Source organism: Pseudomaricurvus sp. ABR4_320 (assembly GCF_056159445.1).
This window is the reverse complement of record NZ_JBSWVF010000001.1, coordinates 336248-353685: the sequence shown is the minus strand read 5'-3', so window position 1 is coordinate 353685 and position 17438 is coordinate 336248. Positions and strand designations below refer to the sequence as shown.

Sequence of the window (17438 nt, the reverse complement as noted above, 5' to 3'; positions counted from 1 at the left end):
ACCGGCCCGGTGTCAGCCTCCAGGTCCAAGTCGTTTGATCAGTTCAGATCACACCGATAGATGGCTGTGCCGTAATCGTCGTAAAAGGCAGCACGGAAATGCGTCGCGGTGACTTCTAACATTGCAAAGCCGAGGGTTGAAAAGGCGTCACAGGTTTCAGGCAGCGCGCCTGTTTGGCGTTGTTCCGCACCGGCCCCGCAGACGATGTGATGCACGGCCTGACGACGGAGGTGCTGAAGATCGTGCTCGTGTCCACAGAGGTAGAGGTCTACACTATATTCCGCGAGCAGTGGGCCGATGGCTGAATCCAAATCCGGTTCACTGCCGTGAAAAGGGCTGCCGGAAATGACGGGATGATGGCCAACGACGACTTTCCAGCGGGCTTGAGAGTTGCGCAGCTTCTCCTGTAACCAGCATTGCTGACGGTTCGCATCTTCAAAGTCCAGGGTTGGAATAGGCTCAATAATCGAGTGATAGTAATCTCGAATAAAGGGGGTGGTATCGATAAAAAAGAACTCGATGCTTACGCCCTCGACGATCTCGTGTTCGACTGAATACCAGGTGGCTGGCATGTTCCAACGCTTATTGATGCGGGAAAATTGCAGAAGCGCATCGATGGAACCGTGGTGGTCGTGATTGCCTGCAACCGCATACCAGGGTATTTGCAACGCTTTATCTGAGTAGACGTTTTCAAAGCTGTCTTGCAGGTGCGGATCATCAAGGCCGGTGAGCCCATCATCGTAAAAGTTGTCGCCGGTGCTAACAACGAAACGCGGTGCTTGTTGGTGTGCAACACGTGCCATGGCATTGGCCACACGTTGTTGCTCCCAGGCGCCGCCGCGACCCCAATCTCCGATGGCGAAAAATTTCAACATAACAACTGCAATGTGCCTCAACCACGCGATTTTAGGGATACGCTTACTGGAAGGTATCGTCTTTCCGTACACTCTTGGATCAATTGTGGACCCAAAGGTTCGACATCAGTCTATCCATTGGCTGTGACACAGGTATGTCCGACAAGTCGCCGATGACGTGTATTCGACGCTACCGAGTTTCCTGTTCCCCGGTGAAACGGCGGCTGAGCGCGTAACTGGCGATCAATACCGCCATAGCCAAGGTTAACAGTACACTGGCGGCTGCACCAAAGGGCCAATTGCGCGCATCCAGAAATTGATTCTTGATGATATTGCCGATCAGTAACTGTCGAGAGCCGCCCAATACATCGGCGACAAAGAACAGGCACATTGCCGGCAGCAGCACTAAAAGCACGCCAGCCAGAATGCCCGGCAGTGTGAGCGGCAATATGACTCGCCGGAAGGTGGCAATAGGGCCAGCCCCGAGATCGCGGGATACCAGCAGCAAGTCCTCCCTCAGATCTTCAAAGACTGCGTAGAGGGGCATAATCATGAAGGGCAGAAGCAAATAGACGAGGCCAACCATGACGGCACCCTCGGTATACAGCATCGAAAGAGGTTCATCGATGAGCCCCAGGGATTGCAGCAGGCCGTTGATCAAGCCATTGGTCGCGAGTAGCAACTTGAGTGCGTACGTGCGCACGAGGGAGTTGGTCCAAAAGGGAATGATCAACAAAAACACCAGTGCCGGTTGCCAGCGTTTATCGACGCGCGACAAGGCCCAGGCAAAGGGATAGCCAATCAACAGACACCAGAAGGTCACTTGTACCGCAACGCTTAGGGATCCGACAAAAACATCGAAGTATAAAGGGTTGAGAATATCCAGATAGTTGCTCAGTGTCAGCGGCAGGGCGATAAACTGGCTGTTGTCTCTGGTCAGCAGGCTGGCGGCAATGACTAAGAGATTTGGCACCAACACCAGAAGCGTTAACCAGCCCCAAATTAACATCAGTACGGCGTTTCGAAAGCGTCCGCGCCCGGCTAAAACCCCGTTAGACATGCACTGAGTCTTCCCTGTCATTGACGGCTTCTGGCAGCAGCCATTCCCAGCCGGCTACCCAGCTTACTTTGACGGGCTCACCCAGCCGATAGTCGAAGCTGGGGTCTTCTTCATCAAAAAACTCGCTGGCTAGAATTTGCTGGCCGGTGGCCAGTCGTATGACGGAATCCAGTGTGCTGCCTTTATAGTTGCGCTCGATGATTTCACCCGGCAGGCCGATGTCGGCAGTTGGTTCGTGGAGCCGGATATCTTCCGGGCGCAACAGCACATTGACACGTTGACCAGGTTTAACGGCAAAGGTTGGCGGCTTAAGGCGTCGTTCCACGCCGAGCACATCAATGGCGATGACTTCTGGGTCGACACGTTGTATGTCTCCGGGCAGTAAGTTGGTTTCGCCGATAAATTGTGCGGTAAAAAGATTTGCGGGGCGCTCGTAAATTTCCCGCGGTGTTCCCAACTGTTGGACCTGACCCTCTTTGAGCACGACAATTCGATCAGACATCGAAAGCGCTTCTTCCTGATCGTGGGTTACAAACACAAAGGTAATGCCCAACTCCCGTTGCAGACGCTTGAGTTCAATCTGCATACTGCGCCGCAATTTGTAATCCAGCGCTGACAAAGGTTCATCCAACAGCAGCAATCGCGGCCTTTTGACGACCGCTCGAGCAATGGCGACCCGCTGTTGTTGTCCGCCTGAGAGCTGTGAAGGTTTGCGTTTGGCAAATCCTGACAGTTGTACTTGTTCCAGGGCCTCATTCACGCGGGTTTGAATCTCATCCCGCGGGCATTTTTCCATTTTTAAGCCGTAGGCGACATTGTCAAATACGCTCATATGAGGGAAAAGTGCGTATTGCTGGAAAACCGTATTCAGGGGGCGCCGCTCGGGTGGCAGGGTGGAAATGTCCTCTCCTGCGAGGGTTACGGAACCGGTATCCGGTAATTCAAAGCCACCCAACAGGCGTAAAAGTGTTGTTTTGCCGCATCCTGACGGGCCCAGTAGGGTCAAGAACTCGCCGTCGTTGATATCCAGATCCAGTGCTTTGAGGATTTGTTTACCAGCATAGCTTTTTGACAGTTGGCGAAGGGAAAGAAGCGGAGGGGGCATCGGTATTTGCTCACAGGCCTTAAAACGTCCGGCTATTTTTCCAGAAATGCCAAATGCTGTCAGCAGCTGTGCGTTCAGAGGCGATTGTCAGTGAAAGAGCTCATAGACTGCCGCCGCCAACCCCGACCATTCTCGATAACAGGGTTTGAAACTCAGCTTCACTGATATCCATATGCTCTATAACGCGACCGTACAGCATAATGGTGGGTACGTTACGACCGCCCATCTCCTTTTGTGCTTCATGTAAGCAGTAGAGGATGGTGCGTTCGGCTTTCGTCAAGCCATCCCGAACTTCGGGAATGTCGTCCCAGGTGTCGTCACTCATCGAGAAATCCTCTTTTCACTGTCCATCATTATAAGCGTTCATCTGTCCAGGTCTTGTTGGCATCCTATGGCTTTGGAATTTCTCCAATCTGCACGTTTCGAATAATCGTCGAGCAGGCAAGGTAGATCAAGAATGAGAGCCGGCTCACAGTATTGCACTTGACTCCAGTAAAAGCGGCTGTGACGCCATTCTCGCCTGTCCCAGAGAGCTATAGTGAAACCTGAAGTTACCAGGGAGATGTACATGGGTATCGTTCACGTTTCAAAACACGGATTCAAGCAGGCCGAGGCCGCTAAAATTCTCACCCGCTGTTTTAATGGCTATGTGAGATTGGGGATCTTTCCCGAGCAAGCTTTAAATCTAGCCGATACGCTGGTAGCCCGCGCTGTCGAACACAGCACCTTGGGTGTCGCGGCAGAGCACCAGCGACGCCTGCATCGACTGACACTCGCCGCGCTCGGACTCATTGAGGGGCTCAAGCAGCGCCATGAGAATGGCGATCAGTGGCGCCTTTTTATGGTCTGTCTCGCCCATCTTCTCAGAGACTTTAGCCGTTACGGTCAATGTTACCGTTTAAGTCAGTGGGACAAGCAGATACTGCGCAGCGCTGTTGCGTTTCTGGGGCCTGAGATTCAGTCTGTTATGACAGAATTTGAACAGCAGGCGAAAGCTCGGTTGAGTGTGAGGGGCTGCCCGGCGTCGTGAAGATGGTTGTGGTTTTTCATCTTGCGATGGGGGAATTGTGGGATTGCTTAAGAGCGCCAGACGGGTGCTAAAAAAGGGCGAGGCGACGCTGGTGTTGCAGGCGGCGATTATGCCGTACGACCGACAGGGGATGTTGGGAGAGGATTCAGAGCTGTTTGCCGCAGGCTTGGTGGAGTCGGTCTGGCAATCGCGCCCGGAGGTTTTTGATGGGCTCAACGGTGGACGCCCACACAAAATACTGGTGGCGATTGCCGCGTTGGCTAGAGGTCTGGACTATTGCGATCCACACAGTGTTCAACGCAATGCGGTTTTATTATCTCTCGGTCATCTTATTAATCATGTCAACACCGCCGGTATCGATCGCCCCTTAAATAGGGTCGACCGTCAATTACTGGCGGAGTCGATAGAGCGGTTTTTGCACTCAGCGGATGGGCTTGGTGATTTGGGGGACGGCATCATCGACACGCTTTCTTAAGGCTGGCGACGACAGAGGCGCTCTTAGCTGGCGTCACAAACCACAGCTGTAGCGAAAACTGTTGTCGAGTTCGAGCGGCAAAAACAAGGTACTGAATTGCATGTCGTTGGCTTCGGCACAGATGGCATCGCGAGCAGTTGCCGAGTTCACAACACTGCTCTCGTATTCCGCGTTAAACACGGGCTTACCCGCTGTGATAAAGGGTTCAAGCAACCCACACTCATCGTATTCAAAGCATTGCTCGTTCACCGCAAAATCAAAATATTCGACCAAATCCTCAATTTGATCGAGATCATTTTTGAGCGCTACGGCGAGATCCCGCTCGTGGGCCGCGTTAGCGAGAAATCGATTGTAAGCCAGTTGTTCTTCTGCCGTGAGTTCAAAACCCGTGTCGTTGGTGTAACCGTCGACATTATCCGGTTCAACACCATCGCACCCTTTGCTTACGGCAAGATCCAGCCGTGCTTCCATTATGTCCTGAACATTGTCGGTGCGGACATCCAGCCAGCGTTCATCTTCCCAACCATCCAGAGTATTCCCGAGTTCCGTTGCAGCAAAATCGGCACTGTCATCTCGCCAGTCTTCAAAAGAGCCTGCCGAAAAGTAGCAGATGACCTTGCGGCCATCGGCTTGCAGTGTCTGAATATCCGAAACTGAGGTATCGAAGAGGTCAATGTCGTAAATTTCTACGTCGTAACGGGTATCGAGCGTGTCACTCAGCTGCCACTGCCAGCTGGCCATAACGGCGGGTTTATACCAATTACCCTCAGTAATCGGCGCCGGTGTCTGTGTTCCCGTCACTCGGGTTGATGTGGTCGCCGTCTCTTCTGCGCTGCCGCTTCCTCCGCCGCCACAAGCCTGTAGGCCGATCAGAACAAGTGCACTCAAAACCGCCTTCTGTACCATAACTTCTCTCGATGAATTCTGTCTTCGGTGTGTCATTCGCAAGTATAGATGGGGTTTTCCTGTAGTGTGTCACGCCAGTCCTCGGCGGTGTCGTGTCTCTTAATCGCTTGTAATTGCATCAGCAGCCCCTCTGTGACGTCTGACTTTCGCGCCATTAGGGTTTTCCCGCTACACTGGCCGCGATACGTTGAGGGAGAGGTGATTTTTGCCGGTTGTCATTTATACACTCTGGCCGTTATTTGCACTGATTGTGGCGGGTTACAGTCTGCGACGGTTTCAATTCCCCAATGAAGCCTTCTGGCCGGGGGCTGAGCGATTAAACTATTTCTGCCTGTTTCCCGCGTTGCTGTTTTACAACCTCAGTAAGGCTCCATTGGACTCCCCAGAGCTGATATCGTTGGGCGGTGCCGCACTGGTTGGACTTCTGCTGGCGACCTGCCTGCTCATACTCTGGCGGCGTGTCGCAGGTTGGCGTGCCGAGCGCTTCGGTGTTTTTGTGCAGGGTGGGCTCAGGTTTAATACCTATCTGGGGCTGGCTATCGTCGGGGCGCTTTTTCAAGCGGATGGGTTGGCGCAAGCGGCCATCATGCTGGCGCTGATGGTGCCGGTCGTCAATGTGATTTCTGTCTGGGCCCTCACCGCGCAGCAAGGTATGCGAGTTGGTGCCTTGTTGTCACCGATTGCCCGCAACCCGCTGATTCTGGCTTGTGTCGCGGGTGCTGTGGTTAATTATCTTGGCATACCTATTGGTGGTGGCTTTGAACTGCTGCTCGGACACTTGTCTTCTACCAGTTTGCCTCTGGGGTTACTGTGTGTGGGAGCTGCGTTACAACCGCAAGCGCTCGTTGGCGAAGCGCGGGCTCTGATTCTCAATTGTGGCTTTCGATTGCTGATGATGCCAATGCTGGGCTGGCTGGTCGCGACTCTGTTTGGCCTGCCGCCTCAGGAAAGCCTTATTGTCGTTTTGTTTTTTGCGTTGCCTACAGCGCCGACTGCCTATGTATTAACTCGGCAGTTGCAGGGAGACAGCCATCTTATGGCTGCAATCATTACCTTGCAGACGCTGTTTGCGGGTGTGTCTTTGGTGGTCATACTGAGCTTGTTTGCCAATACCTTTTGACTCTTGAACAACGCGGCATTTGCATCCTTTAACCGCTACCATTAGATTTGCGGCGTTCTTAAATGTTCAGTGAGAAAACTATGTCAACCCAATGCCCCTGCGGAAAAAACGATCGTTTCGAATCCTGTTGTGGCCGCTTTCTTAGCGGTGACGCGGTGGCCAAGACTCCCGAACAATTGATGCGGTCCCGTTATACCGCCTATGCGCTGGGCGGCTACGGCGAGTATTTATTAAAGACTTGGTTCCCTGCGACAGCGCGGGATCTTAACGCGATTGATTTATCCCAACGCAGTGTTGACTATTGCCGGTTAGAGGTTCTTAAAAAATCTCAGCAGGGCGATCAGGGTACCGTTGAATTCAAAGCCTGGTATCGCTCCGAAGAGGGGAGTGAACTACAGTCGCTACACGAGGTGTCTGAATTCACCCGTGTTGCGGGCCGCTGGTTTTACGTGGGGGGTATCGTTCACGAACGCTAGTGGGTCGACTTTTTTATTCGGATTTGCATAGCCAGGATTATGGCGGCAATAGACAGCAAGCTGGTAAATAGAGTCAATTGTGTCCAGCCGCCATTTTCCCAGAACCAACCACTTGCCGAACCAATAATGCTGGAGCCAACATAATACGCCAGCAAATACAGTGATGTGGCGTGGCCTTTGTTTTGGCTCGCAGCACTGCCGACGCTGGCACTCGCGACGGAGTGGGTGATAAAAAAGCCCGTTGTTAGCAGAGCAATACCAATAACAATTACCATCAGATTGTCGACAACAGTAATCGCCGTTCCAATGAACAGCAGCGCGAGGCCCGCAAGTAAAAGAGGGCGTTTACCGTAGCGATCCGCCAGTGTGCCCGCGATTGATGAAGAGACAATTCCGAAGCCATAGGCCAGAAAAATCAGACTGGTGACGGTTTGGCTGAGGGAATAGGGTGCGCCGGTCAGACGAAACGTTGAAAAGTTGAACACACTGACGAAAGCACCGGTCAATAAAAATGCCAAGCCGTAGAGTTTGAGCAGCGTTGGATTGCGCAGGTGCTCAGCCCAGCTCTGCAGGTGGTAGCGAAAGTTAAAGCCAGTCTGGCGCACAAAGTTGCGTGACGGCGGAAGAAGCCGAATAAAACCGATCGCGGCGAAGAGGCAAAGCACGCCGAGGATTCCCATGGCGTGACGCCAGGAGGTGAACTCGGTCAGTATCCCCATGCCCACCCGTCCCATCATTCCACCAAAGGCGGTACCCGCGACATAGAGCCCCATGGCTTCACCCAGGTGTGCGGGCTCAATTTCTTCGGCGAGCCAGGCCATGGCAACCGCCGGAACGCCGCCGATAACAATGCCTTCCAGCGCTCTCGCAATCAATAAGCCGTGCCAGCTTGGGGTGAGAGAGACGGCAATATTGAGGATCGCCGCGAGTGCCAGAGATACAAACATCAAGCCACGGCGTCCCAGGGTTTGAGAAAACGCGCCTGCCAGAACGATTGCAAAGGCCAAAAAGCCGGTGGTCAGCGACAGGGCCAGGGAACTTTCCGTTGCAGAAACCTGAAAGGTGCTCGACAGTTGCGGCAACAGCGGCTGAATGCAGTAGATCAGTGAAAAATTAGCAAAACCCAGTAAGAATAGTGCCAGACGGGCTTTGATATAGTCCGTAGTGCCTTTGCAGACATAGTTGCTGTTCACCGGCTCAATTGGGTTGGTTGGCAGGCTGGTCACGGAGGAAGAGGTCATAATCGGATACTCGCTAAATCTGCCTGCAGTCTAGCGCGACCTTTCCTATAGGTCTAATATATGAAATCAGCTAAAGTTATATTTATTAAGTATGCCTATAGAGTTTAGACACATACGCTATTTTCTTGCGGTAGCGGAAGAACAAAATTTTACGCGGGCTGCGGCGCGATTGGGGATTGCACAGCCTCCGTTGAGTCAGCAAATCAAAGACCTTGAAAAGCAGGTTGGTGTTTCGTTGTTTCATCGGCAGCCCCAAGGCGCGGTTTTGTCGGAAGCCGGTCAAGCATTCCACGAACGTGTCAGGCATCTGTCTTCGCAACTCGAAGGGGCAGTTGGTGAGGCCCGGCGTGTGGGCGCGGGTGAATTGGGTACTTTGACGCTCGGTGTGACCGGTACCGTTGTTTTTCACCCTCTGATTCTCGCCGCTTTACAGTTGTATCGCCAACAGTATCAACAGATCGAACTGCAACTGCTTGAGGGCAACTCGACCGTGCTGCAAGAGGCGCTCTACGGCGGGCGCATCGAAGTGGCTCTGCTGCGATCAACCGACAATCTGCGTGAGGAGTTTGCTGTCGAACCACTGCTGCGCGAGTCTATGCTGGTCGCGCTGCCTGGGCATCACCGCCTGGCGACTCGCCGTGGACGGGTACAGGCGCTGGAGTTAAAGGATGACGGGTTCATCGTTTCCACCGTGACGGCAGCAGACAGTATTCAGCAGAGCATAGAGCGTTATTGTCAGGCGGCGGGGTTTTCCCCGCAAGTCGTGCAGAGAGCACCACAGGTAGCATCGATATTATCGCTGGTTGCTGCTGGACTGGGTGTCACCATGCTGCCGGAATCCGCCAGACAGCTGGCGGTCAAAGGTGTTGTCTTCCGTACATTGCAAAAACCGGAACCGACGGTTGATCTGGCATTGGCTCGGCGACGGGATTTGTCTCCGGCTGCACGTAACTTTATTCAGATATTACGAGCTGAAGCGTCGCTGCCACCCCTTGAGTTTTCCCCGTGAGCGAGCGCCAGTGTTTTTTGGCGCTCCTGATCGGTGTTACGACGAAGTGGTTGCAGTCAGCTCGGCCGCGAGTGATTTCGCGCTGCCGAAATCCCGTTTGCCGGTACCCAACTTGGGAATCTCTTCAACCTGTAAAACCTCTGCTGGAATCGTCAACGGACTGTGTCCCGCTGCGAGCAGTTGTTGTTTCAGTTCTTCCAGGGTTACCTCCGCGGTGGTGAGCAAAATCACCCGCTCGCCTTTTTTCGCATCGGGCAGGGCGACCGCAAGAAATTCTTTGTCGGAGTCTGGAAACAGTTTTTCAATTTGACTTTCCACGGCGCCAAGACTGACCATCTCGCCACCGAGTTTCGCAAAGCGAGAGTAGCGGTCGACAATTGTCAGGAAGCCATCTTCGTCCAAATGCCCTTTGTCGCCGGTGATGTACCAGCGTAAGCCATCGATGTCACGAATGACCGAGGCGGTTTTTTCCGGTGCCTGCAGATAGCCTTTCATAACCTGGCTGCCGCCAATCAGAATCATGCCATCTTCGCCGGTAGGCAGTTCGCTAAGTGTTTCCGGATCGCACACTTTAAAGCTGGTGCCGGGCAAGGGCATGCCGACCGTACCGGGTTTGCCGCCCAATTGGACTTTCCAGTAATCCGTATCCAGTTGATCCGGAAGATTGACACTGGCCACGGGGCTGGTCTCTGTAGCGCCATAGCCTTCGAGAATGTGCTTGCTGAACTTCAAGGTGAACGCCTGACGCACGCTCGGGTTGAGTTTCTCTGCGCCAGCAACGACAGCACGCAGGCTTTCGAGCATTAAGGGTACCACTTTGCGGTTTTTGACATAGAGATTGAGGAAGGTTGAGGTGCCGCACAGAATGGTGACCCGATGACGAGCAATGGCTTTCCCAATGTTCAGCGAGTCCGTCGGATCGGCGTGGCATACCATAGGAATGCCCTGAACCAACGGCAGTAATACGGTAATGGTAAGGCCAAACGCATGAAACAAAGGCAGGCACGCCATAATGACATCTTGCTGCTCAACGTTTAGCACATCACTGGTCTGCTTGATGTTGGCCAGCAGATTGCGGTGAGTCAACATCACACCTTTGGGCGCACCCTCACTGCCACTGGAAAAGAGAATATAAGCCGGGTTATCCGCATCCTGACGTTCACAAACCACCGCCTGTAAAAGACGGCAAGGTAAGAGCAATGCTGCCAGCCACCAACCAAGAATCGATGCTTTCGAGGTCTCTTTGTGCAAGTCTTCCATCCGGACAACTTTGAGTTCGGTAAACAGCGGTGCAACAGCAAAGCCTTTGTTTTCCAGTTTATCCACAAACTTGCGCGATGAGATGACGGTTTTAATGTTTGCCTGTTGCAGCGCGGCCCGCAGCGCTTCCGGACTGGCGGTGTAGTTCAGATTTACCAGCGTTTTACCTAACAGCAAGGCTGCCATATTGGCGATCACACCGGGCAGCGATGTTGGCAGTAATAATGCGACGTTCTTTTCATCGCGGCAGGTTGGACGCAAGCGGCGCGCGAACGCTATCGTGACCGCAAGCAGCATTCTTGCTGACATGTTGCCGGTCATCGTATCAGATATGGCCCGTCGACCACCTTGGCGCTTGCAGGTTTTTAACCAGTGCTGAGCGATCGTCGGTAAATTGGTCACGTAGAGTTCCCAGGAGCGAATCGATAGCTCGAAAACACGGCGCTTGACCGAATCGGCACTGCTGGTGCGCGGCAAGCTCTCACCAAAGGCGACAATCAGGTCTCGATAGCGGCCGCTGCGACTCTCCCGGCGTAATTGTTCTGACGATCGTGAGAAGCGACTGCCCCACAAACCCCGCAGGTAAAAAGGAACGATAACGACATCGTCGTTGCATTCTTCACAGGCCCGCTGGAAACCCTGTTTGAAACTGCCAAGATGCCCGGTGCGAGAAATGGCGCCCTCGGGAAATAAACAGACGACCTCGCCGCCGTTCAGTTTTTCGGCAATAAGTGACAGTGACTTGCGACTGCTGATGCCCGGCTCGATAGGAATGGTGCCAAACAGATCGAAAAACCACTTCAAATACCATTTCTGATAGATCGATCGAATCATAACGAAGCGTACCGGCCGCGGTGACGCTATCTGCACAATCGCCCAGTCAATCCAGCTGATATGGTTACCCAGCAACAAGACGCCACCGCGCGAGGGCAAGTTGTTCAGCCCCTGAATCTGCACCCGATAACGCTGTCGCATGGCAATTTCAAACAGCAGTCGCAGCAGACTCTGGGGCAATTGATAGACCGTATAGACAACACCGATAACCGCAACCAGCGCAATAAGGTTGAGCAGCGAACCGCTGCTGAGTTGTGCCAACGCAAAGACGGCGGTAAGTACCAGAAACAACAACATGGAAATGTTTTGGAACAGGTTGTTACCGGCGAGAATTCGTCCTAATTCTTCGTTGCGGGCGTGGAATTGAATTAACGCATTCAATGGAACAATAAATAGACCACCCATGGTGCCGATGAAAAAGAACGCCAACGCCTGCGTCTGAGTGGTGGTCAGTGTGGTCAGGAGAGACAGTCCCAGAGCGACGCCGAGTGCGCCCACGGGAATGAGCCCGGTTTCAATATGGCCGCGAGACCAGCGTGCTGCCAGCCAGGATCCTGTCGCGATACCGAGACCACTGGCAGCAAGAATGCCCTGAATGACAATGGTGTTATCAATGGCCAGGGTTTCTTTGGCGAACGCCGGAAACGCCGCCAGCATCACTTGTCCTACTGACCAGAAAATAGCCAGACCAACCACGGACAAGCGAATTACTCGGTTGCTGAGCAGCGGTTTGACGGTGCTCAGTGCCGTGGCCGTACTGAAACAGGCGGCGAGAGAGAAGGGAGTGTCGTGAGAGAGGCTGTCGCGCTCCGGCAGCCGACTGCTGAGCAGAGCCTGGATCAGGCTGACGGCGACCAGCAACCAGCCAATGGGTGCAATGGTTGTTAGGACTTCTTCGGGCGATTCAGACGGCAAGTACCAGCTTTCAAAAGCAATTGAAAAAGCAAAGGTACCGAGCAAAATGGAAATAATCGTCACTGTCTGTACCAGACCATTGCCTTCTGCAAGGTGGTCTTTACCAAACAGTAGCTTGATATAACCGTATTTGGCGGGTGAATAAACAGCGGACTGAATGGCCAGCAAAAGCGTCATAGCAAAAGCTGGCCAGAACAATCCAAGATAGTAGCAGGCGGTAATTGCCAGGGTAAGACCGACCCCCAGCCAGGAGGTAATCTGCATTACCTTGTGTTTGTGAAAACGATCTGACGTGTAACCAGCAAAACTGAACAGAAGGATAAACGGCAAAAGGATCAGTGCGTTGACAATCGCGGTCAGTACCACTTGAGTTTGGCCATCAAACACCTTGAAGATGGTGTTTTGTATGGTGATTTTATGGCCGAGATCAACGAATGCGTTGAGAAAAATAACCAGTAGGTAGGCGAGGGCTCCAGGAACCTTCAGCAGTGACTTCATTGAATATCCTTTTGTTTACAGCGTCTGCTCAACGTAAAGAGGTTGTCGTCCCGGGGAAATGCATCAAGCCCTTTCAGTGTAGACGAGCGGGGCGGCAGTATGTTCAGCAATGGCGGGTTCTTCGCCGCAGCATGCATCAGGCCAGTTCCGGTAAGACAAGCAGCTGCATATCGGTATCTTCGTACAAATCGGCAAGATGATAGTTGTTCAATACGGCGTAAAAAGCGTCTTGCGCCTCGCTCAAAACACTTTTCATGCGGCATTTGCGCGCCAACAAACAGGGCTGCAAGTAACAATCAACCAAAGGCTGCCGGTTTTCAGTAATCGCGACCAATTCACCAAGGTTGATGGTCTCTGGTGTCTTGGCGAGTTCAAATCCACCTTTTTTGCCACGATAGGTCTTGATTACCTGTAACTTGCCCAGTAAATGAACCACTTTTCGCAGGTGTTCGGCAGAGATTGCATAGCGATCTGCAACCTCATTGATGGTAATGCGGCGCTCTGGATTGCTTGCCAACAGCAGCAGCAGTCGCAAGCTGTAATCGGTTTGCAGGCTAAGTTGCATGGTCGTGTTCCAAAAGTGTCAATCTGTTTGACCCAGGGGGTTATAAAATGTATTTTTAATACATTATTAAATGAGTCATGCCTATAGTTTAAAGGAGTTGTCCCTATGAGTCTTTATGATGATCTTGGAGGGCGCGCCGCCCTGGAACCTGTGGTCAAAGCCTTCTATGAAAAAGTGTTGGCGGATAATCGCGTCAATGGGTATTTTGATCAGACTGACATGGACGCGCAAATTCGTAAGCAAGCGAATTTTCTGGCGTTTGCCTTCGGTGGACCCAGCAAATACACCGGCAAAAACATGCGCGATGGCCACGCGCATTTGGTTGCCAGGGGACTCAATGACAGCCATGTCGATGCTATCGTCGAATTGCTGGGCGAAACCTTGATCGAGTTCAATGTTCCCCAAGAAAAAATTGCGGAAGTCGCGGCTGTTGCGAACAGTGTACGCGATGATGTGTTAAATCGTTAACCAAGTGATGCGTCGCCTTTAAGGGCCTGCGCGATGGTCTCCGTGTGCGGTTTTGTGCCATCAGCATATCTGTGTTGATGGCACGCTTTCGTCGTCATTTGTCGGTATTTGTCGGGTTTTATGTGGTTCCATAATTGGAACGTCGGCTTTCATTTTGTCATCTATCGACTCAAAATTGTCTTCCCTATACTCCCCTCTACCAGTTACCTCCGCGTGTCTGTGACAGCCTGTCGGGACGTAATTGATTCACACGTACAGGTCCACAGCGGCCTCCCGGGTAGCAAGTGACCCGCTCATAGAAAATTGGTTAATAAATAAAATAAAAACCAGAGGAAACTAACGGATGAAGAGTAGTCTTTTTCAAAAACCGCTAACCGCGGCTATTGCACTGGCAACCGTCTCAGCTTCAGGTCTTTCCACTCACGTTAATGCGCAATCTGACTCACTGGGAACCATAGAGGAGGTGGTTGTTACTGCGCAGTTCAGGGAGCAAAGCTTGCAGGATACGCCTCTGGCAATTACGGCAATGAGCGCAGATATGATGGAAGCGCGCAATCAGGTCAGTATTGAGGATGTCGCAGCGCAGGCACCCAATGTCAGTTTAAAAACCATGGGTGGCGCCTTTGGCCCCTCCATTGGCTCTTACATCCGCGGCGTTGGCCAATACGATTTTAACCCCGCCTATGAGCCGGGCGTCGGTATGTATGTCGACGACGTTTATTATCCCACGTTGACCGGTGCAAATTTTGATCTCTTGGATTTAGAGCGGGTAGAAATTCTGCGTGGACCACAAGGCACGTTAACCGGACGCAACTCCATTGGTGGTGCCATCAAGTTGGTGACTCGCAAACCTACCGGAGAAGAAACCGGTTTCGTTGAAGCCACTTACGGCAGCCGCAATCGTATGGATATACGCGCCGGAGCCGATTTTCAAATCGCGGAAAATTTGTTTGGCCGCGTTTCTGGTGTCAGCAAAACCCAGGATGGTTTTGTTAAACGGAAAGATTATGGCTGTGTGAATCCAGACAATGACGAGGGAATACTCGCGCGGCGTGGTGGTTCTGGTTGTACCATTGATAAAATGGGCGAAGAGGGATATTCCGGAGCTCGTGCCGCTTTACGCTGGGCGCCCAGTGATCAATTGGATGTGACTCTGGCGGCAGATTTTACGCAAATCGATCGCAGTAACACCGCAGATGTATTGACTCGTTCTGATCTTACCGAAGATTACATTTGTGGTGATCGCTGTAACTACGTCGATTACCAGACCTATGCCGACGGCGATAATCCCGCCAACCTCACTGCGACCAATACGGAATTTGAAGGCAAAGGCGTCTCTTTAAATGTCGACTGGGGACTGTCTGAGAATCTGCAACTCGTGTCGATCAGCGCCTATCGAACCTACAACACTCAGTGGGGCACAGATGACGATTTCACGCCCGATCCCTCTGTGTCTGCCATTGGCTACAACGACATGGACCATGAGTTCTACAGTCAGGAGTTCCGCCTAAACGGCAGCGTCACCGAAAATATGGATTTCACCGTTGGCGCCTATTATTCCGAACAGGAAACCGTTTACTACACGGTTCAGGATATTCGTTATATTTCTCCCGGTTCAGCCTTGGCGTTTGTTGGGGATGATCCTGTCGATGCCGATACCCAAGCGGTTTTCGGTACTCTGATTTATAACGTTTCAGACGAATTTACCGTAACCGCTGGTCTACGCTACACCGAAGAAAGCAAAGACTATCAGTTTGTTCGCAAGAATATGGATGGCACGCCATCGACATCTCTCGGAGCGCTCGATGGTTTGGTTGCCTCTTACGACGGAGATCAGACCGACTATCGACTGGCACTGGATTACCAGATCAGCGACAGCATCATGGTTTATGGATCAGTATCGACTGGATTTAAAGGAGGCGGTGTATCGGCGCGGCCCTTTACGGCTGAACAGGCGTTGAACGGAGCATTTGAGCCGGAGACGATTACGGCCTACGAGCTGGGCTTTAAAACCAGCCCCTTCGCGAACAGCACATTGAATATCTCTCTGTTCCAAAATGAGTACGAGGATATTCAGCTGCCGCTTGCCGATTGTTCCGACTTTGGCGGTGGGCCCTGTGGTGTGCGTCAAAACGGTGGGGATGGCACCTTTACGGGTGTAGAGGCAGAGTTTAGCGTCGTCTATGGTCAGCTCACCCTGGACGCATCGGCCAGTTATATCGACAGTGAATGGGACAGAGTGGATCCGGTTGTTGGGACGAACGTTAACCTCAACGATCCTGTGGCGTTTATGACGCCAGAAGAGAAGTACAGCATTGGCGGCCAATATGAATTTTTGCTCGGTGATTCCGGCTCTCTCTATACGCGTGTCGATGTGAATTATCAGGGCGAAATTTTTGTCGGTGGCCGCTCTCTGTTTGGCGAAGCGCAATACTATGACGCAGAAACCGTGGTTAACGCGCGTATCGCCTGGCGCAATGCGGATGAAAATTTGGACATCGCCTTTGGCGTCACCAATCTCACCGACGAAGACATCTATATGACCCAGTTTAACTCGGTCTATTCGTTCACCGGTACCGCGTACGACACCCTGGGTGATCCTCGTGAGTGGTCGCTGTCCGTTAAACGCAAATTCTAAATTCCAGTTTCAGACGGTCCTTTGGTTGGGGTTAATGATGTCATTAACCCCCTTTTTCGTTTGAGGTTGATCCAAAAGTTGTCGGGATTTCCACAATAATTTAGGAGGTGTTATGTCTGAGCAAGCCATCAGTGAACTGACGGATATCGTTGCCGCGCTACAAGAGCAGATAGAGCGCTTGCAAGGTCGATTGCAAATACAGGAAGACGAGCAAGCCGTGCGTAAATTGCATCACCTGTATGGGTATCTGATTGATAAATGTCTGTACCGAGAAGTGGTTGATTTGTTTACGGAAGATTGCGAGGTGCGCTTTATCGGCGGCATTTACCGTGGCCATGCCGGTGCCCGCCGCCTTTACATTGAATCATTTCAGAAACGTTTTACCTATGGAAATAACGGGCCGGTCGATGGGTTCTTACTGGACCATCCAATGAGCCAGGATATCGTAACCGTTGATGCGGATGGAATAACAGCCTACGGCCGTTTTCGATGCAATATGATGGCTGGCACCCACAAAGATTATGGTGAGCCGCGGCAGTGGTGGGAGGGTGCTTTGTATGAAAATACCTATCGAAAAGTGGGCGGCGTCTGGCGCATTCACATTCTGAACTATGTGCCACAGTGGCATGCAGATTTTGAAACCGGTTGGGCTCATACCCGCCACAACTATGTGCCGTTTATGTCGTCGGTACGCAGTGAAGAAAATCCCCTGGGACCCGATGAGCTCTACGACGACCGTTGCCTCTGGCCAACCCATCGGTTAGTCCCGTTCCATATGACGCATCCCGTTACAGGAGAGCCGATTCGGGCAGAACGTCTCAGCCGTGATCGTGACACCGACACCTATTAAAAGTGGTTTACCAGGCGCTTTGCGGGCCACTATGACATTGAATGCTTGCTGTTCCAGCGGTGGAACACCTGCTTCCGGCCAGGTCTCTGTGAGTCGCATTTGGGCTTGGGTATACTCGATTGCAACGGTGCTCG

General features: G+C 52.3%; 17 protein-coding genes. 8 read left to right on the top strand and 9 right to left on the bottom strand.

What is annotated here, in order from left to right:
• Positions 1–38: 38 nt before the first annotated feature.
• The 4 genes from ACXAFR_RS01485 to ACXAFR_RS01470 all read right to left on the bottom strand — a co-directional run bounded on the left by ACXAFR_RS01485 (position 39) and on the right by ACXAFR_RS01470 (position 3344).
• The gene (locus ACXAFR_RS01485) at positions 39–875 is read right to left on the bottom strand and encodes a purple acid phosphatase family protein (protein WP_475171125.1); all 837 of its coding nucleotides are present in this window, start codon (positions 873–875) and stop codon (positions 39–41) included.
• 169 nt (positions 876–1044) lie between these two features.
• Positions 1045–1914, bottom strand: coding sequence for a spermidine/putrescine ABC transporter permease PotB (gene potB, locus ACXAFR_RS01480; protein ID WP_475171122.1), 870 nt, complete (start codon positions 1912–1914; stop codon positions 1045–1047).
• Positions 1907–3019 carry a spermidine/putrescine ABC transporter ATP-binding protein PotA gene (gene potA / locus ACXAFR_RS01475; protein WP_475171120.1) on the bottom strand — a complete coding sequence of 371 codons (1113 nt, stop codon included), beginning with the start codon at positions 3017–3019 and terminating at the stop codon, positions 1907–1909. Before potA ends, potB begins: the two co-directional genes overlap by 8 nt.
• Positions 3020–3119: 100 nt before the next feature.
• On the bottom strand, positions 3120–3344 hold the full coding sequence (locus tag ACXAFR_RS01470) for a hypothetical protein (RefSeq protein WP_475171116.1): 225 nt from the start codon (positions 3342–3344) through the stop codon (positions 3120–3122).
• 243 nt (positions 3345–3587) lie between these two features.
• On the opposite strand from ACXAFR_RS01470, the gene ACXAFR_RS01465 reads away from it, so the two are divergent.
• Both ACXAFR_RS01465 and ACXAFR_RS01460 read left to right on the top strand, forming a co-directional pair.
• Positions 3588–4049 (top strand): hypothetical protein, encoded by a 462-nt coding sequence (locus tag ACXAFR_RS01465; protein WP_475171112.1) that lies wholly within the window; start codon positions 3588–3590, stop codon positions 4047–4049.
• A gap of 37 nt (positions 4050–4086) precedes the next feature.
• On the top strand, positions 4087–4524 hold the full coding sequence (locus ACXAFR_RS01460) for a hypothetical protein (RefSeq protein ID WP_475171110.1): 438 nt from the start codon (positions 4087–4089) through the stop codon (positions 4522–4524).
• Between the two features lie 33 nt (positions 4525–4557).
• On the opposite strand, the gene ACXAFR_RS01455 is transcribed toward ACXAFR_RS01460, so the two are convergent.
• Together ACXAFR_RS01455 and ACXAFR_RS01450 are read right to left on the bottom strand one after the other, a co-directional pair.
• Positions 4558–5412: an endo alpha-1,4 polygalactosaminidase gene (locus ACXAFR_RS01455; RefSeq protein WP_475171105.1), complete on the bottom strand. Its 855-nt coding sequence runs from the start codon at positions 5410–5412 to the stop codon at positions 4558–4560.
• A 50-nt stretch (positions 5413–5462) separates the two neighbouring features.
• Entirely contained in the window at positions 5463–5585 is a 123-nt protein-coding gene (locus ACXAFR_RS01450) for a hypothetical protein (protein WP_475171102.1), read from the bottom strand.
• Positions 5586–5635: 50 nt separating this feature from the next.
• Between ACXAFR_RS01450 and ACXAFR_RS01445 the strand changes: the two genes are divergently transcribed.
• Together ACXAFR_RS01445 and ACXAFR_RS01440 are read left to right on the top strand one after the other, a co-directional pair.
• A complete protein-coding gene (locus ACXAFR_RS01445; RefSeq protein ID WP_475171100.1) occupies positions 5636–6550 on the top strand; it encodes an AEC family transporter in 915 nt (304 codons plus the stop codon).
• An 80-nt stretch (positions 6551–6630) separates the two neighbouring features.
• Positions 6631–7026: a YchJ family protein gene (locus ACXAFR_RS01440; protein ID WP_475171095.1), complete on the top strand. Its 396-nt coding sequence runs from the start codon at positions 6631–6633 to the stop codon at positions 7024–7026.
• Here the strand turns inward: ACXAFR_RS01440 and ACXAFR_RS01435 are convergent.
• Positions 7023–8267, bottom strand: a complete 1245-nt coding sequence (locus ACXAFR_RS01435; RefSeq protein WP_475171091.1) for an MFS transporter — start codon at positions 8265–8267, stop codon at positions 7023–7025. The genes ACXAFR_RS01440 and ACXAFR_RS01435 overlap by 4 nt on opposite strands.
• A 91-nt stretch (positions 8268–8358) precedes the next feature.
• Between ACXAFR_RS01435 and ACXAFR_RS01430 the strand changes: the two genes are divergently transcribed.
• The gene (locus tag ACXAFR_RS01430) at positions 8359–9276 is read left to right on the top strand and encodes a LysR family transcriptional regulator (RefSeq protein WP_475171089.1); all 918 of its coding nucleotides are present in this window, start codon (positions 8359–8361) and stop codon (positions 9274–9276) included.
• 36 nt (positions 9277–9312) lie between these two features.
• Here the strand turns inward: ACXAFR_RS01430 and ACXAFR_RS01425 are convergent, their stop codons facing one another.
• Together ACXAFR_RS01425 and ACXAFR_RS01420 are read right to left on the bottom strand one after the other, a co-directional pair.
• Positions 9313–12783 (bottom strand): acyl-[ACP]--phospholipid O-acyltransferase, encoded by a 3471-nt coding sequence (locus ACXAFR_RS01425; protein WP_475171085.1) that lies wholly within the window; start codon positions 12781–12783, stop codon positions 9313–9315.
• A gap of 136 nt (positions 12784–12919) precedes the next feature.
• Entirely contained in the window at positions 12920–13348 is a 429-nt protein-coding gene (locus tag ACXAFR_RS01420) for an RrF2 family transcriptional regulator (protein ID WP_475171083.1), read from the bottom strand.
• A gap of 105 nt (positions 13349–13453) precedes the next feature.
• On the opposite strand from ACXAFR_RS01420, the gene ACXAFR_RS01415 reads away from it, so the two are divergent.
• The 3 genes from ACXAFR_RS01415 (at position 13454) to ACXAFR_RS01405 (ending at position 17304) form a co-directional block, all read left to right on the top strand.
• A complete protein-coding gene (locus ACXAFR_RS01415; protein ID WP_475171080.1) occupies positions 13454–13816 on the top strand; it encodes a group I truncated hemoglobin in 363 nt (120 codons plus the stop codon).
• A gap of 343 nt (positions 13817–14159) precedes the next feature.
• The gene (locus ACXAFR_RS01410) at positions 14160–16454 is read left to right on the top strand and encodes a TonB-dependent receptor (protein WP_475171077.1); all 2295 of its coding nucleotides are present in this window, start codon (positions 14160–14162) and stop codon (positions 16452–16454) included.
• 112 nt (positions 16455–16566) lie between these two features.
• Positions 16567–17304, top strand: coding sequence for a nuclear transport factor 2 family protein (locus ACXAFR_RS01405; RefSeq protein WP_475171075.1), 738 nt, complete (start codon positions 16567–16569; stop codon positions 17302–17304).
• The last annotated feature ends 134 nt before the right edge of the window (positions 17305–17438 follow it).

Excerpts from the sequence above, each read along its gene's own strand:
- ACXAFR_RS01485 (WP_475171125.1), bottom strand. The coding sequence starts at position 875 with ATGTTGAAATTTTTCGCCATCGGAGATTGGGGTCGCGGCGGCGCCTGG.
- potB (WP_475171122.1), bottom strand. The coding sequence starts at position 1,914 with ATGTCTAACGGGGTTTTAGCCGGGCGCGGACGCTTTCGAAACGCCGTA.
- potA (WP_475171120.1), bottom strand. The coding sequence starts at position 3,019 with ATGCCCCCTCCGCTTCTTTCCCTTCGCCAACTGTCAAAAAGCTATGCT.
- ACXAFR_RS01470 (WP_475171116.1), bottom strand. The coding sequence starts at position 3,344 with ATGAGTGACGACACCTGGGACGACATTCCCGAAGTTCGGGATGGCTTG.
- ACXAFR_RS01465 (WP_475171112.1), top strand. The coding sequence starts at position 3,588 with ATGGGTATCGTTCACGTTTCAAAACACGGATTCAAGCAGGCCGAGGCC.
- ACXAFR_RS01450 (WP_475171102.1), bottom strand. The coding sequence starts at position 5,585 with ATGGCGCGAAAGTCAGACGTCACAGAGGGGCTGCTGATGCAATTACAA.
- ACXAFR_RS01440 (WP_475171095.1), top strand. The coding sequence starts at position 6,631 with ATGTCAACCCAATGCCCCTGCGGAAAAAACGATCGTTTCGAATCCTGT.
- ACXAFR_RS01435 (WP_475171091.1), bottom strand. The coding sequence starts at position 8,267 with ATGACCTCTTCCTCCGTGACCAGCCTGCCAACCAACCCAATTGAGCCG.
- ACXAFR_RS01430 (WP_475171089.1), top strand. The coding sequence starts at position 8,359 with ATGCCTATAGAGTTTAGACACATACGCTATTTTCTTGCGGTAGCGGAA.
- ACXAFR_RS01425 (WP_475171085.1), bottom strand. The coding sequence starts at position 12,783 with ATGAAGTCACTGCTGAAGGTTCCTGGAGCCCTCGCCTACCTACTGGTT.
- ACXAFR_RS01420 (WP_475171083.1), bottom strand. The coding sequence starts at position 13,348 with ATGCAACTTAGCCTGCAAACCGATTACAGCTTGCGACTGCTGCTGCTG.
- ACXAFR_RS01415 (WP_475171080.1), top strand. The coding sequence starts at position 13,454 with ATGAGTCTTTATGATGATCTTGGAGGGCGCGCCGCCCTGGAACCTGTG.
- ACXAFR_RS01410 (WP_475171077.1), top strand. The coding sequence starts at position 14,160 with ATGAAGAGTAGTCTTTTTCAAAAACCGCTAACCGCGGCTATTGCACTG.
- ACXAFR_RS01405 (WP_475171075.1), top strand. The coding sequence starts at position 16,567 with ATGTCTGAGCAAGCCATCAGTGAACTGACGGATATCGTTGCCGCGCTA.